The sequence below is a fragment of the Pseudomonas sp. GW821-FHT07B01 genome (assembly GCF_059419065.1).
The window spans coordinates 1-12,892 of record NZ_JBWKRA010000002.1; the positions used below are offsets into that span (position 1 = coordinate 1).

Here is a 12,892-nt window from a genome sequence, read left to right on the forward strand (position 1 = left end):
TCCCTGCCGGTTTACCCCCCAAATCCCTGTCGAATTCCGGCCAGCGTGGTTTAACGGGGCGCCTGAGATCAAGATCACAAGCAGATCAAGAGCGGCTCGCTTCGCATCGTGGTTACCGTCTGCTGCTACCGCCTACAAAGTTACGTAGATACCTATGCCTGCTTATGTTTACCACAGCGGCTATATGACTCATCCTTCCTGGCCCGACATGAGGAATAGCGTTATGCCCACCCTGCATCTGCTCTGCGGCAAGATCGCATCCGGTAAGTCCACACTCGCCAAGACCCTGGCCGCCGAGCATGGGGCCATTGTGCTCAGTGAAGACCAGTGGCTTGCCAATCTCTATCCCGGCGAGATCCAGAGCATTGCCGACTACCTGCGCTGTGCCCAGCAGGTTCGTGGAGTACTTGAGCCGCTGGTGATCGATCTGTTGGCGTGCGGCGTCAATGTGGTGCTGGATTTTCCGGCCAATACCCTCGCCAATCGTCAATGGTTACTCGGCCTGGCCCAGGCAGCCAAGGTGCCGCACTGCCTGCATTACCTGGAGCTGGACGATGCCACCTGTCGTGCGCGCCTGCATGCGCGCAATGCCCGAGGTGAACATGATTTTGCCGCCACCGATGCCGAGTTTGACCTGATCACTCGCCATTTCAGTGTGCCGAGTGAAGAGGAAGGGTTGGTGATTGAGGTGCATCGCCCGTGACTACCCAAAAACATGCTGGCATCGATGGCGACGGCTATATCCTCACCGTCGCTGATGGACCTATACAACCGGAGTTCCAGCCCCTGCTGGCGGACGTTTGCGCTACCTTGTCCCGGCCTGAGCTGGGGCTGCACGGGATCTACCTGTATGGCAGCATCGCACGGGGCGAAGGTGAGACCGGCATTTCTGATCTTGACCTTTCCCTGATACTGGTCGAGCCACCGGATGCGCCTGTGCTTGAACAATTGGAGTCGGCCCGACTCGCTTTGGAGCAACGGCATCCCCATGTCACCAAGATCGACTTTGATATCGGCCACCGCGCCCAAGTGTTGGCGCCTGAAAACCTAAACAGTTGGGGCTTCTGGCTCAAACATCATTGCCGCTGTCTCTGGGGCGAAGACCTGTCACTGCACGTCGAACCGTTTCGCCCGTCCCGCGCCATCGCCCTGGCGGTCAACGGCGATTTTGAACAGGCGCTTACGGCGTACCTGTTGCGCATCGAACAGGCCAGTACTGAACACACACGGCTTGGCCTGCAGCGGGAAGCATCGCGGGCCTTGATCCGCGCTACCCACACCCTGCGAGCCGAGGATGCGCAAACCTGGCCGCAAACCCTGGAAGACTACGTCGGGCTGTTCGTTCAGCATTACCCGACCATGCGCGTGCAAATCGCCTACTTCCTGTTTGAGGCACGCAACCCGAGCGCCGAGGGCGAGGCATTTACGACACGCCTACGGGCATTTTTGAGTTGGATGGTTTCGGCTCTTATAGAAAGGAATCAATCAGATGCGTGAACGCAAAGCCGCACGATTACTGGTCATCAACCCTGCACAGCAAGTGTTGCTGTTTCGCTTCGTGCATAAAGACGGCGCCCTAGCCGGCCAGGATTACTGGGCCACACCGGGCGGCGGCGTAGAGGCTGGGGAGAGCTTTTACAGCGCCGCGATTCGTGAGTTGCGCGAAGAGACGGGTATCACGGTCAGCAGCGTTGGGGAATCCGTGGCAGAGCGTAGTTTCCCGTTGATGTTACCCAGCGGTGAAACCGTGTTGGCAGTAGAGCGGTACTTCGTTGTGCATGCATCCAGCGACGCGCTTTCCAGGGCCGAGTGGACAGTAGAGGAGACCCAGGTGATGGCGGATCATCATTGGTGGTCGGCAGAGGCGCTGCTCGCGACGAGCGATACGGTATGGCCGCAGGCGTTGCCGCAAATGCTGGAGGATGCCGGGGTGTTTTAGCCGTTTTCCATGAACGATGAGGGCAGGCGAATCGGGGCGACATTTAGGTAAGCGGCGGCTTTAGGGCTGTCACGGGAGCAAGCTCCCTCGCCACAGGTGCAGCATTGCATCAAAAAGCGCATCGCGGGTTATATGGATCTAATATTTCCCCGGTATTGAACACCCTTGCATAGTCCATCGCCAAGTTACTGAGCGACAACGCATGCACATCCTCTGCGGCCCACAGGCGCCCCGACAAGTCGGTTTGATCGAAGGTAAAACACGCATCCGCCGCCACAATCACGTCGAACCCCAGGTTGCCGCCCGAGCGTGCGGTGGATTCCACTGAATTGTTGGTGATGACCCCGACGATTACCAACTGCTGGATCGAGCGCAGGTGCAGCCAGCGCTCCAGGCCCGTGGCGCTGAACGCATCTGGTACGTTTTTTTCAACCACATGCTCCTGGGCCAGGGGGTGCAGCGCATCCTGGAACTCACAGCCGGGCTGGCCTGGCCGGAACACTGAAGCGGCAGAGCGGGAGATATGCCGCACATGAATGATCGGGCGTTGCGCCTGGCGCCAGGCATTGAGCAATTGCTGTATGCGCAGCTCGGCGTCTGGGTTGTTGCGGCGGCCAAGGGTGGGATCGGCCATGCCTTTTTGCATATCGACGATCAACAATGCGGCGTTAGTCGCTATCGGTTCCATGGCCTGTCCTGGCAGAGGTGAACATTATCTAACTGGTTGGAAGTTAGCACCGATCGGCAGCCCATACGCAAATCCCTGAGACTTCCCGGCGAAACGCTTCATAATGGCGGCCAATTTGTTTAGCTCGTTATTCTGGTGTGCCCGCATGGAAATTAAGGTCAACTTTCTCGACAACCTTCGGCTTGAAGCCAAGTTCGATGACTTCACGGTCATTGCCGACCAGCCTATCCGCTACAAGGGCGATGGTTCGGCACCGGGGCCATTCGACTACTTCCTGGCTTCGTCGGCGTTGTGTGCGGCGTACTTTGTAAAGTTGTACTGCCAGACGCGCAATATTCCCACCGAGAATATTCGCCTGTCGCAGAACAACATCGTCGACCCGGAAAACCGCTACAACCAGATTTTCAAGATTCAGGTCGAATTGCCCGCAGACATCTCCGACAAGGACCGCCAAGGCATCCTGCGTTCCATCGACCGCTGCACCGTGAAGAAGGTGGTGCAGGCCGGGCCGGAATTCGTGATTGAGGAAGTCGACAACCTCGACGCCGATGCCCAGGCGTTGTTGATGCCCAACTCCACGTCCGCAGCGGGCACCTACATTGCCGGCAAGGACCTGCCGCTGGAGCAGACCATCGCCAACATGTCGGCGATTCTCGCGGGCCTGGGCATGAAGATCGAGATTGCCTCGTGGCGCAATATCGTGCCCAACGTGTGGTCGCTGCATATCCGCGACGCCCATTCGCCGATGTGCTTTACCAACGGCAAAGGCGCGACCAAAGAGGGCGCGTTGGCGTCGGCGCTGGGTGAGTTCATCGAGCGTCTGAACTGCAACTTCTTCTACAATGACCAGTTCTGGGGTGAGGATCTGGCCAACGCGCCGTTCGTGCATTACCCGGACGAGCGTTGGTTCCAGCCGGGCCCCAACGATGAGCTGCCGAGTGAAATCCTCGATGCCTACAGCCTGAAAGTCTACAACCGCGAGGGCGAGCTGCGTGGTTCACACCTGTTCGACACCAACTCCGGCAACGAAGCCCGTGGCATTGTCTCGCTGCCGTTCGTGCGTCAGTCCGATGGCGAGGTAGTGTATTTCCCGTCCAACCTGATCGAAAACCTCTACCTGAGCAACGGCATGAGCGCGGGTAACACCTTGGCCGAAGCCCAGGTGCAGTGCCTGTCGGAGATTTTCGAGCGAGCGGTGAAGCGCGAAATCATCGAAGGCGAATTTGCGCTGCCGGACGTACCCGCCGAAGTGCTGGCCAAGTACCCGGGCATCCTGGCGGGTATCGAAGGCCTGGAAGCCCAGGGCTTTCCGGTGCTGGTCAAGGATGCGTCCCTGGGCGGTGAATTCCCGGTGATGTGCGTGACCTTGATGAACCCGCGCACCGGCGGCGTGTTCGCCTCGTTCGGCGCGCACCCGAGCCTGGAAGTGGCGCTGGAACGCAGCCTCACCGAGCTACTGCAAGGCCGTAGCTTCGAAGGCTTGAACGATCTGCCGCAGCCGACCTTCGAAGGCCAGGCGGTCACCGAGCCGAACAACTTCGTCGAGCACTTTATCGATTCCAGTGGCGTAGTGTCGTGGCGCTTCTTCAGTGCCCAGTCGGATTATGAATTTGTCGAGTGGGACTTCTCCGGCCAGGGCGAAGACTCCAACGCCCAGGAAGCCGCCACGCTGTTCGGCATCCTCGAAGGCATGGGCAAAGAGTCGTACATGGCGGTGTATGAGCACCTGGGCGCTACTGCCTGCCGCATCCTGGTGCCGGACTACTCGGAAATCTACCCGGTGGACGACCTGATCTGGGACAACACCAACAAGGCGCTGTTTTTCCGCGAAGACATCCTCAACCTGCACCGCCTCAGCGAGGAGGAGCTGCAGGCGTTGGTCGAGCGTCTGATAGAAAGCGAACTGGACGACTACACCGATATCACTACGCTGATTGGCATTGAGTTCGATGACAACACCGCGTGGGGCCAGTTGACCATCCTGGAGCTGAAACTGCTGATATTCCTGGCGCTGAAGCAGTATGAAGAGGCCAAGGAATGCGTAGAGATGTTCCTGCAGTACAACGACAACACCGTTGAGCGCGGCCTGTTTTACCAGGCGATGAACGCGGTGCTGGAGATGGAACTGGATGAGGACCTGGAACTGGCTGACTACGAGGCCAACTTCCGGCGCATGTTCGGTAATGAGCGCCTGGACGCGGTGATCGGCTCGGTCGACGGCAGTGTGCGCTTTTATGGGCTGACGCCGACCAGCATGAAGCTGGAAGGCCTGGACCGGCATTTGCGCTTGATCGATAGCTACAAGAAGCTGCATGCGGCACGGGCCAACATCACCCAGGGCTGATACGCAATGATCGTACCCACGCTCCGCGTGGGAATGCAGCCAGGGACGCTCTGCGTTCCCAAGCGTGACGCAGAGCGTCACCGAATGCGTTCCCACGCAGAGCGTGGGAACGATCATGGCGGTTAAATGTGGGCCAAGGCCTGAGCCAGATCGGCGCGCAAATCCTCCACATCTTCAACCCCCACCGACAAGCGCACCAGCCCATCGCCAATCCCCAATTGCGCTCGCGTCGCCGCCGGGATGCTGGCATGGGTCATGATCGCCGGGTGCTCGATCAGGCTTTCCACGCCCCCCAGGCTCTCGGCCAGGGCGAAGAGCTTCACGTTTTCCAGAAAGCGCGTCGCGCCGGCCAAGTCGCTGTTCAAGTCCACTGAAATCATCCCGCCAAAGCCGCGCATCTGCTGTTTCGCCAGGTCGTGCTGTGGGTGGGATTTGAGGCCCGGGTAGTGAACCCGTGACACTTGCGGCTGTTGCTCCAGCCAGGTGGCCAGGTCCAGGGCATTGCTGCAATGGCGCTCCATGCGCAGCGCCAGGGTTTTTACCCCGCGCAGGGTCAGGAAGGCATCGAACGGCCCGGCGATGGCGCCGATGGAGTTTTGCAGGAAGCCCAGGCGTTCGGCCAATTCAGCGTTATCACCGACAACAGCGATACCACCGATCACATCAGAATGCCCATTGAGGTATTTGGTGGTGGAGTGCACCACGATGTCGAAGCCCAACTCCAGCGGGCGCTGGATCCAGGGGCTGGCAAAGGTATTGTCGGCCACGCAGATAATCCCGCGGGCACGGCAGATGCGGGCGACGGCGCGCAGGTCGGTCAGGCTCAGCAGCGGGTTGCTTGGGGTTTCGACCCAGACCATGCGCGTGTCGTCCTGCAATGACGCTTCAAACGCCGACAAGTCGCTGAGGTCGACATAGCTGAAACGGTGCCCGGCACTGCGCTGGCGCACCTTGTCGAACAGGCGGAAAGTGCCGCCGTACAGGTCGTTGCCCGAGACGATATGCGCGCCGGCATCCAGCAGTTCCAGCACGGTGGAGATCGCCGCCAGCCCCGAGGCAAATGCAAATGCCTGGCTGCCGCCTTCAAGGTCGGCCACGCAGCGCTCCAGGGCGAAACGCGTGGGGTTATGGGAGCGGCCATAGTCAAACCCCTTGTGCACGCCGGGGCTGTCTTGCAGGTAGGTGGAGTTGGCGTAGATCGGCGGCATCAGCGCGCCCGTGGTCGGGTCGGGTGACTGCCCGGCGTGGATCACTCGGGTGGCAAACGCGCTTTTATCGGGCTGGCTCATGCAAGGGATCTCCGTAGGTGGTTAAGCAGGTCGACGCGGGTGATCAGGCCATGAAAGCCTGCGGCGTCGGCAATGATGGCGACCAGGCCGCGATCCAGTTCAGCCTGCAGTTCGGCCAGGCTGGCGTTGGGGGCCAGGGTGTGCAGGGTGTTGGTCATGGCGCTGGCGACGGTCATGGAAAAATCTGCGGCGTCGTGGTGCAGGCCCAGCAGGATGTCGGACTCGTCGATCACGCCCACCAGGGTCTGGCCATCGACCAGCACCGGCAGTTGCGACACGTCCGCCAGGCGCATGCGCTGGAAGGCGGTGAGCAGGGTGTCGTCGGGGCTTACGCTGATCACGCGGCCGTCTTCGAAGCGGCGCGCGATCAGGTCGCGCAGGTCACCGTAGTGCTTGTACTGCAAAAGGCCGGCGTCGTTCATCCACTGGTCGTTGTAAACCTTCGACAGGTAGCGCGTACCGGTGTCGCAGACGAAGGTGACCACGCGCTTGGGCTCGGTTTGCTCGCGGCAGTAGCGCAAGGCCGCGGCGAGCAGTGTGCCGGTGGATGAGCCGCCGAGGATGCCTTCGGCCTTGAGCAATTGGCGGGCGTGGTCGAAGCTGTCGGCATCGCTGATGGAGTAGGCGTGGCGCACGCTGGACAGGTCGGCAATCGAAGGGATGAAGTCTTCGCCAATACCTTCCACGGCCCAGGAACCAGGGGTTTCCAGCTTGCCGCTGCGGCTGTATTCGGCCATCACCGAACCGACCGGGTCGGCCAGCACCATGGCCAGTTCGGGTTGCACGCGCTTGAAGAAACGCGTGAGGCCGGTGAGGGTGCCGGCCGAGCCGACGCCCACCACAATCGCGTCCACATCGTGCTGGGTCTGCGCCCAGATCTCCGGCGCGGTACTGGTCTCGTGGGCCAAGGGGTTGGCCGGGTTATTGAACTGGTCGGCGAAGAACGAGCCCGGAATATCTTTGGCCAAGCGTGCCGCCACGTCCTGGTAATACTCGGGGTGGCCCTTGCCCACATCGGAACGGGTGATATGCACCTCGGCGCCCATGGCCTTGAGGTGCAGCACTTTTTCCGTGGACATCTTGTCGGGCACCACCAACACCACCCGGTAACCCTTGGCCCGGCCCACCAGCGCCAGGCCCAGGCCGGTATTGCCGGCGGTGGCTTCAATGATGGAACCGCCAGGGCGCAAGCGACCGTCGCGTTCAGCGGCGTCGATCATTGCCAGGCCGATGCGGTCCTTGATGGAACCGCCGGGGTTTTGCGATTCAAGCTTGAGAAACAGCGTGCAGGGGCCGGTATCGAAGCGGCTGACCTTGACCAGCGGGGTATTGCCGATCAGTTCGAGTACAGCGGGGCGTGAAGGGGTGGGCATGTCGTCTCCTGGTTACGGGATGGGCGCAGGGCGGGGGACAGCAAAAAAACAGCATGGCTTGGAACATAGGCCGGTATTGACGGTGTCGCAACCGGGCGTCCGTTGTATGACTTTTTTTGCCGCATGGGGGAGGGCGCGCGATCCAGATGTGGGAGCTGGCTTGCCTGCGATGGTCATAGGTATCTACACAAATTTGGTGCGACGCTGAACCTGTGGCGAGGGAGCTTGCTCCCGTGACGGCCTGACAGCCGGCGTCGATCTAACTAACGCGCCGCGATTCATATGTGGGAGCTGGCTTGCCTGCGAAGGCGGTCTGCCGACCGGAATATTGGATTTGACCGAGTACATATCCATTATTAAGGTAACGGCCACCGATGGTTCCGCCCTGACGGCGGCTCACTTTGCAAAAGCCGGGATGCCGGCCCAGGCCAAAGTAAGCAAAACGCTCTTGCCCCACCACTCGGCACCTCGCCTAGGCTCGGTGTGCCCGTAATCCGCCAGCGCGGTTTAACGGGGCGCCTAAGATCAAGAGCGACTCGCTTCGCATCGTGGTTGCCGTCTGCTGTTACAACCCACAAAGTTGTGTAGATACCTATGCTGCGATGGCGGTGGTGCTGTTGGCATTTACGCTGCCTGACCCACCGCCATCGCGGCCTCGCTAAGGCTCGAGCGCTCCCACCGTTCAGTTTCCGGCAATGGCGGCTTCGATGGCAGCGATGTCGATTTTGGTCATGGTCATCATCGCTTCAAATGCGCGCTTGGCGACGGCAGGATCTTTACTGGTAACTGCATCGACCAACACCCGCGGCGAGATCTGCCACGACAGCCCCCACTTGTCCCTGCACCAACCGCAAGCGCTCGCCTGCCCACCGTTGTCGATGATGGCATGCCATAAACGGTCGGTTTCCTCCTGATCCTCGGTAGACACCTGAAAGGAAAACGCCTCACTGTGCTTGAACGCCGGGCCGCCATTGAGACCCACGCAGGGGATACCCAGCACGGTGAATTCCACGGTCAACTCATCGCCCTGCTTGCCAGCCGGGTAGTCGCCAGGCGCACGGTGTACGGCCTTTACTTCGCTGTCGGGGAAGGTGTTGGCGTAGAAGGTCGCTGCCTCCAGAGCATCGCCGTTGTACCAGAGGCAGATCGTATTTTTGTTGTTCATCGCAAGGCTCCTCGGGTTGAAAGGTGCATGAAGTCTAGACGAACAACCTGCAACACTACTCAGGCTTGCACCGTCTCCCGACCAGCGCGTGAGTCGGCCCGCCGCGAACGCCAGCTCAGCCCCAATACCATCAGCAAGCCCAGGCCCGCCATCAGTGCGCCTGCCAGGGAAATGGCCGGGTAGCCCAGCCCGGCATTGATCACCGCGCCACCCAATGCCGCACCAATCGCATTGCCAAAATTGAACGCACCGATGTTCATCGCCGAAGCCAGGTTAGGCGCGTCTTTGGCGGCCTCCATCACCCGCATCTGCAGCGGCGGCACCAGGGCAAAGCTGGCAGCGCCCCACAGCAGGATCGACAACGCCGCGGGCAACGGCCATTGCATGAGTACCGAGAAGGCAAGCAGCACGGCAATCAACACCACCAGCGAGATGATCAAGGTGCGGTCCACCGACCGGTCCGCTGACTTGCCACCCCATACATTGCCCAGGGTGAGCCCGATTCCGAACAGCACCAGCATCCCGGTGACGAAGTTGGTCGAAGCGTGGGTGACATCGCGCAGAATCGGCGCGATGTAGGTGAATACCGTAAACATCGCACTCGAGCCCACCACGGTCAGTGCCAACGCGGCCAGCACCGGCCCGCGACCCAGCACACGGATTTCCGCCATCAGCCCGCCACCTTTGGGCGCCGGAGCATTGGGCAAGGCCCACCACAGCGCCGCCATGACCACCGCGCCAAGCCCGCTGATGCCCCAGAACGCGGTGCGCCAACCAAAGTTCTCGCCAAACCAGGTCGCCAGGGGTACGCCGCCAATGGTTGCCAGGGTCAGCCCCATGAACATCGCCGCCACAGCGCCCGCGCGCTTCTCGGGCGCCACCAGGCTTGCGGCCACGATCGAGCCAATCCCAAAGAACGCTCCGTGATTGAGCGACGTCACCAGCCTGGCGATCATCAATGTCTGGTAGTTGCTGGCCAACGCCGACAGCAAATTACCCAGGGTAAAAATCGCCATCAGCCCGATCAGCAGATAACGGCGGGGCACCCTGGCCGTCGCCAGGGTCATGATCGGCGCGCCAATCAACACGCCCATGGCGTAGGCGCTTACCAACAGCCCTGCAGCGGGAATGGAAACATCAAGATCAGCGGCGATACCGGGCAACATGCCCATAGGGGCAAACTCTGTGACCCCGATGCCAAAGGCACCGACGGACAATGCTACAAGGGGTGGATTGATACGCATGGGTGACTCCTCATCTGTGAGCCAAATGCTACAATCCTGCCTTTTGCAGCAGTAGCCCTTGGTTGGGAACTACAGCTTTGCGCAGGAGGCACAAATGGACATCGGCGGGCGTTCGGGAGAGATGGAAGTGTTCACCATGGTCGCCGAGCACGGCAGCCTGTCGGGTGCAGCAAGGGCCTTGGGGCTGACCCCATCGGCCATCAGCCGCATCCTTACCCGCACCGAACAGCGCATCGGCACCCGTCTGCTACTGCGCACCACCCGCGCCATCACCTTCACCGCCGAAGGCGAAGCCTACCTGCGCGGCGCCCGACGCATCCTCGCCGACATGGCCGAAGTCGAAGACGCCATCACCGACCAGGGCGCCCCACGCGGACGCCTGCGCGTCAGCGCCGCACTGGCCCACGGCCGCATGACCATCGTCCCCCTGATCGCCGCCTTCAGCGCCCGCTATCCCGCCATCGTCGTCGACCTGATGCTCGGCGACGAAGTCGTGGACATCCTCGGCGGCCAAGCCGACGTTGCCATCCGCTTCGGCCCCCTCGCCGACAGCCCCCTGACTGCTCGCCTTATCGGCTCTACCGGGCAGGTTATCGTTGCTTCACCGGAGTACCTGGCACGGCATGGCACCCCCGTGACGCCGCAGGATTTACTGCAACACAACTGCCTGCGCTTCAACTTCCGTAGGGCGGCGCCGGATTGGCCGTTTCGGGTGGAGGGGCGGGAGTTTTCGTTGAAGGTGGCGGGGACGATTGAGGGGAATAGTGGTGAGGCATTGGCGCAGTTGGCGAAGCTGGGGGCGGGGGTGGCGAGGATTGGGGCGTTTAGTGTGGTGGAGGAGGTGAGGCGGGGGGAGTTGGTGGTGTTGTTGGAGGAATTTAATCCTGGGGATGTGGAGCCGATTCATGCGGTCTTTGTGGGGGGAGGGGCGATGCCGGCGCGGGTTAGGGCGTTTGTGGATTTTTTGATGGAGAGGTGTGGGGGTTGAGGGGAGGGATTTTTGGGGAGGAGGGGGCTGACCGGCGGATTTCGGCCAATAGCCGACATTCAGATCAGCCCATTGAGGAAATTACTCGGAGGTCCAAACGTTCCACCACTCGATCTCGTCGCGTCCTTAACCATCAATATCGCCGTTACGGATGGCCATCCTGATGGCTTGTGCTGTCGTTGTCACGCCCAGACGTCTGCGCGCTGAGCGCAGGTGATTTTCAACCGTACGCTCCGACAAACCGAGAGTTGCTGCAATATCCGCTTGCCGTCTTCCGGCAGCCGTCCATTCCATGACTTCACGCTCTCGCGGGGAAAGGCTTTGTAACGCTTCGTCCAGTGGAGCCTCAAGCAACCGCCTAGCTGCGAAAAAAGCGGCCGTCGCAACCAAGCTTAGTCCCAAGCGAACCCGCGGGCTTCCATCCACCGGCTCACCCCCCAAGCTCATCGCGCCCTCAAGCCCCTGCGGGCCGAAAACTGGTACCTGCAACCCCTGAATCCCTGGGTCACCTGGAGAACGAATCACCCGGTAGCGCTCTTGTCCATTGACCTGCTCTTTCTGCCAGAAGAAGGATTGCCGAGCATTCAGAAGGTGGCGAGTCACCGGACAATGTCGAACATAAGTCTCTGCATCCACCGATCGACCGTTATCGAACCAATCGCCTTCGACCCAGTAGATATGCTCAACCACTTCTTCACTTGCCGGCGATGCAGAAAACAACACGAATCGATCATAGCCGTAGGGCGTGGCAAAACCCCTGACGGCTTTCTTGATTGATTCAAGTGTGCGCGCCGTCTCTATCTCCAGAGCAGATCGCATCGCTGTTTCTGCCGGCCCGTCGCTCACTACGATGCGACCTCTTTCAACAATGCTTCAACTGCTAACTTGCCCAGATTATTGCCTGCCAGTGGGCTGTCGCCGGTCAGCAACTTGCGGTCTTGGAGCGTTGCACCTGAAATATCCTGGTTGACTATCTCAACTCCCAGGGCTTTCAATTGCTCACCAAATTTCCAGGTCAAATGCCCAGGCATATAACCGATGTCGGGCGTTTTTGCGTCGAGACTGTCTGGAAATGCGCAGATCTTGTAGCCGTTGAAAATGTAGGAATCCCTCGACTCTCCAATACCCGCCGCGAGCATTGCTGCTGGGCCGTGACATAGGGAAATCACAAATTTGTCGTTGGTGATTGCCCAATGCAAAGCCGCTTTCACGTCGGCACTCTCCGGCAATCCAATCAGCGCGCCGTGTCCGCCGGGTATGAAAACCCCGATGTAATCCGAATCCTCGCCCAGTGCCTTTTCGACCACATCGGAAAGCTTCAAGGGTTTTTTGAACTGTTCGCGGTATTTGGCGTAGAAATTCTTTACCTCGGTATCTTCGGAAGGCATGGCCCAGAACTCAAACTTCACCGGATTGCCTGACAGGGTAGCAACGTCGAACGCGAAACCGGCTTTGTCGAGGTGGTACATGGGTAGCAACGTCTCGACCGGGTGATTACCGGTGGAAAACATGGTGCCGTTGTCGGTCAGTAAATAGCGCTCGTCGGCGCCGATCAGCAATATCTTCCAGCGGCCACCTCGGTAAGGATTAGGGTAATCCGCGTCACTCAAATCAGATTTTGGCGAGGTAAATTGGCTTAGCGAGTATGGAGAGGGGAAAAAGGCATTGTCCTCTGCCTGATCCGGAGTGGGGCGCTTGTCGTCACTCTGCAAGGTAGTCATGGTTTTCTCCTACGAATGGGCTGATTGTCGAAATCAATGCTAATAGCGTGACGCAGGCCCAGCAATGAGGGTTTTCCCTCAAAGAAATTTTCCGCACCCATACAGTACGCCGATCGGCTACTAACTGGCGAGCCAAGCGGC

The 12,892-nt window shown here is 60.1% G+C and carries 12 protein-coding genes; 5 read left to right on the plus strand and 7 right to left on the minus strand.

Features of this window, described 5'->3' with window-relative positions:
• Positions 1-223: 223 nt before the first annotated feature.
• From AC07S6_RS02510 to AC07S6_RS02520, 3 genes are read left to right on the plus strand one after another with little or no spacing between them, the layout of a single operon-like run.
• Positions 224-703, plus strand: a complete 480-nt coding sequence (locus AC07S6_RS02510; RefSeq protein ID WP_495111599.1) for a P-loop nucleotide/nucleoside kinase family protein — start codon at positions 224-226, stop codon at positions 701-703.
• The gene (locus AC07S6_RS02515; protein WP_495111600.1) at positions 700-1,497 is read left to right on the plus strand and encodes a nucleotidyltransferase domain-containing protein; all 798 of its coding nucleotides are present in this window, start codon (positions 700-702) and stop codon (positions 1,495-1,497) included. The genes AC07S6_RS02510 and AC07S6_RS02515 overlap by 4 nt, the downstream gene beginning before the upstream one ends.
• Entirely contained in the window at positions 1,490-1,939 is a 450-nt protein-coding gene (locus AC07S6_RS02520; RefSeq protein ID WP_198791718.1) for an NUDIX hydrolase, read from the plus strand. Before AC07S6_RS02515 ends, AC07S6_RS02520 begins: the two co-directional genes overlap by 8 nt.
• 109 nt (positions 1,940-2,048) lie before the next feature.
• Here AC07S6_RS02520 and AC07S6_RS02525 read toward each other — a convergent pair whose 3' ends face one another.
• Positions 2,049-2,627 (minus strand): cysteine hydrolase family protein, encoded by a 579-nt coding sequence (locus AC07S6_RS02525; protein WP_495111601.1) that lies wholly within the window; start codon positions 2,625-2,627, stop codon positions 2,049-2,051.
• Positions 2,628-2,772: 145 nt separating this feature from the next.
• Here AC07S6_RS02525 and AC07S6_RS02530 point away from each other — a divergent pair, with 145 nt between their 5' ends.
• Positions 2,773-4,971 (plus strand): OsmC domain/YcaO domain-containing protein, encoded by a 2,199-nt coding sequence (locus tag AC07S6_RS02530; protein WP_495111602.1) that lies wholly within the window; start codon positions 2,773-2,775, stop codon positions 4,969-4,971.
• Positions 4,972-5,093: 122 nt separating this feature from the next.
• Here the strand turns inward: AC07S6_RS02530 and AC07S6_RS02535 are convergent, their stop codons facing one another.
• From AC07S6_RS02535 to AC07S6_RS02550, 4 genes are all read right to left on the minus strand, one after another.
• Complete coding sequence (locus tag AC07S6_RS02535) at positions 5,094-6,260, minus strand: cystathionine gamma-synthase (RefSeq protein WP_133633652.1); 1,167 nt, start codon at positions 6,258-6,260, stop codon at positions 5,094-5,096.
• Entirely contained in the window at positions 6,257-7,633 is a 1,377-nt protein-coding gene (locus AC07S6_RS02540; RefSeq protein WP_495111603.1) for a pyridoxal-phosphate dependent enzyme, read from the minus strand. Before AC07S6_RS02540 ends, AC07S6_RS02535 begins: the two co-directional genes overlap by 4 nt.
• Before the next feature lie 682 nt (positions 7,634-8,315).
• On the minus strand, positions 8,316-8,798 hold the full coding sequence (locus AC07S6_RS02545; RefSeq protein ID WP_495111604.1) for a VOC family protein: 483 nt from the start codon (positions 8,796-8,798) through the stop codon (positions 8,316-8,318).
• A 59-nt stretch (positions 8,799-8,857) separates the two neighbouring features.
• Positions 8,858-10,042, minus strand: coding sequence for an MFS transporter (locus AC07S6_RS02550; RefSeq protein WP_056787511.1), 1,185 nt, complete (start codon positions 10,040-10,042; stop codon positions 8,858-8,860).
• Positions 10,043-10,136: 94 nt separating this feature from the next.
• Here AC07S6_RS02550 and AC07S6_RS02555 point away from each other — a divergent pair, with 94 nt between their 5' ends.
• A complete protein-coding gene (locus tag AC07S6_RS02555) occupies positions 10,137-11,030 on the plus strand; it encodes a LysR family transcriptional regulator (protein ID WP_495111771.1) in 894 nt (297 codons plus the stop codon).
• Between the two features lie 126 nt (positions 11,031-11,156).
• Here the strand turns inward: AC07S6_RS02555 and AC07S6_RS02560 are convergent, their stop codons facing one another.
• Positions 11,157-11,849, minus strand: a complete 693-nt coding sequence (locus tag AC07S6_RS02560; protein WP_495111605.1) for a PA1136 family autoinducer-binding transcriptional regulator — start codon at positions 11,847-11,849, stop codon at positions 11,157-11,159.
• A gap of 26 nt (positions 11,850-11,875) precedes the next feature.
• Entirely contained in the window at positions 11,876-12,751 is an 876-nt protein-coding gene (hchA, locus tag AC07S6_RS02565) for a protein deglycase HchA (protein ID WP_495111606.1), read from the minus strand.
• Between the last annotated feature and the right edge of the window lie 141 nt (positions 12,752-12,892).

Bases quoted from the DNA above. Each gene is read 5' to 3' on its own strand.
- AC07S6_RS02510 (WP_495111599.1), top strand. From the start codon at position 224: ATGCCCACCCTGCATCTGCTCTGCGGCAAGATCGCATCCGGTAAGTCC.
- AC07S6_RS02520 (WP_198791718.1), top strand. From the start codon at position 1,490: ATGCGTGAACGCAAAGCCGCACGATTACTGGTCATCAACCCTGCACAG.
- AC07S6_RS02525 (WP_495111601.1), bottom strand. From the start codon at position 2,627: ATGGAACCGATAGCGACTAACGCCGCATTGTTGATCGTCGATATGCAA.
- AC07S6_RS02530 (WP_495111602.1), top strand. From the start codon at position 2,773: ATGGAAATTAAGGTCAACTTTCTCGACAACCTTCGGCTTGAAGCCAAG.
- AC07S6_RS02535 (WP_133633652.1), bottom strand. From the start codon at position 6,260: ATGAGCCAGCCCGATAAAAGCGCGTTTGCCACCCGAGTGATCCACGCC.
- AC07S6_RS02540 (WP_495111603.1), bottom strand. From the start codon at position 7,633: ATGCCCACCCCTTCACGCCCCGCTGTACTCGAACTGATCGGCAATACC.
- AC07S6_RS02545 (WP_495111604.1), bottom strand. From the start codon at position 8,798: ATGAACAACAAAAATACGATCTGCCTCTGGTACAACGGCGATGCTCTG.
- AC07S6_RS02550 (WP_056787511.1), bottom strand. From the start codon at position 10,042: ATGCGTATCAATCCACCCCTTGTAGCATTGTCCGTCGGTGCCTTTGGC.
- AC07S6_RS02555 (WP_495111771.1), top strand. From the start codon at position 10,137: ATGGACATCGGCGGGCGTTCGGGAGAGATGGAAGTGTTCACCATGGTC.
- AC07S6_RS02560 (WP_495111605.1), bottom strand. From the start codon at position 11,849: ATGCGATCTGCTCTGGAGATAGAGACGGCGCGCACACTTGAATCAATC.
- hchA (WP_495111606.1), bottom strand. From the start codon at position 12,751: ATGACTACCTTGCAGAGTGACGACAAGCGCCCCACTCCGGATCAGGCA.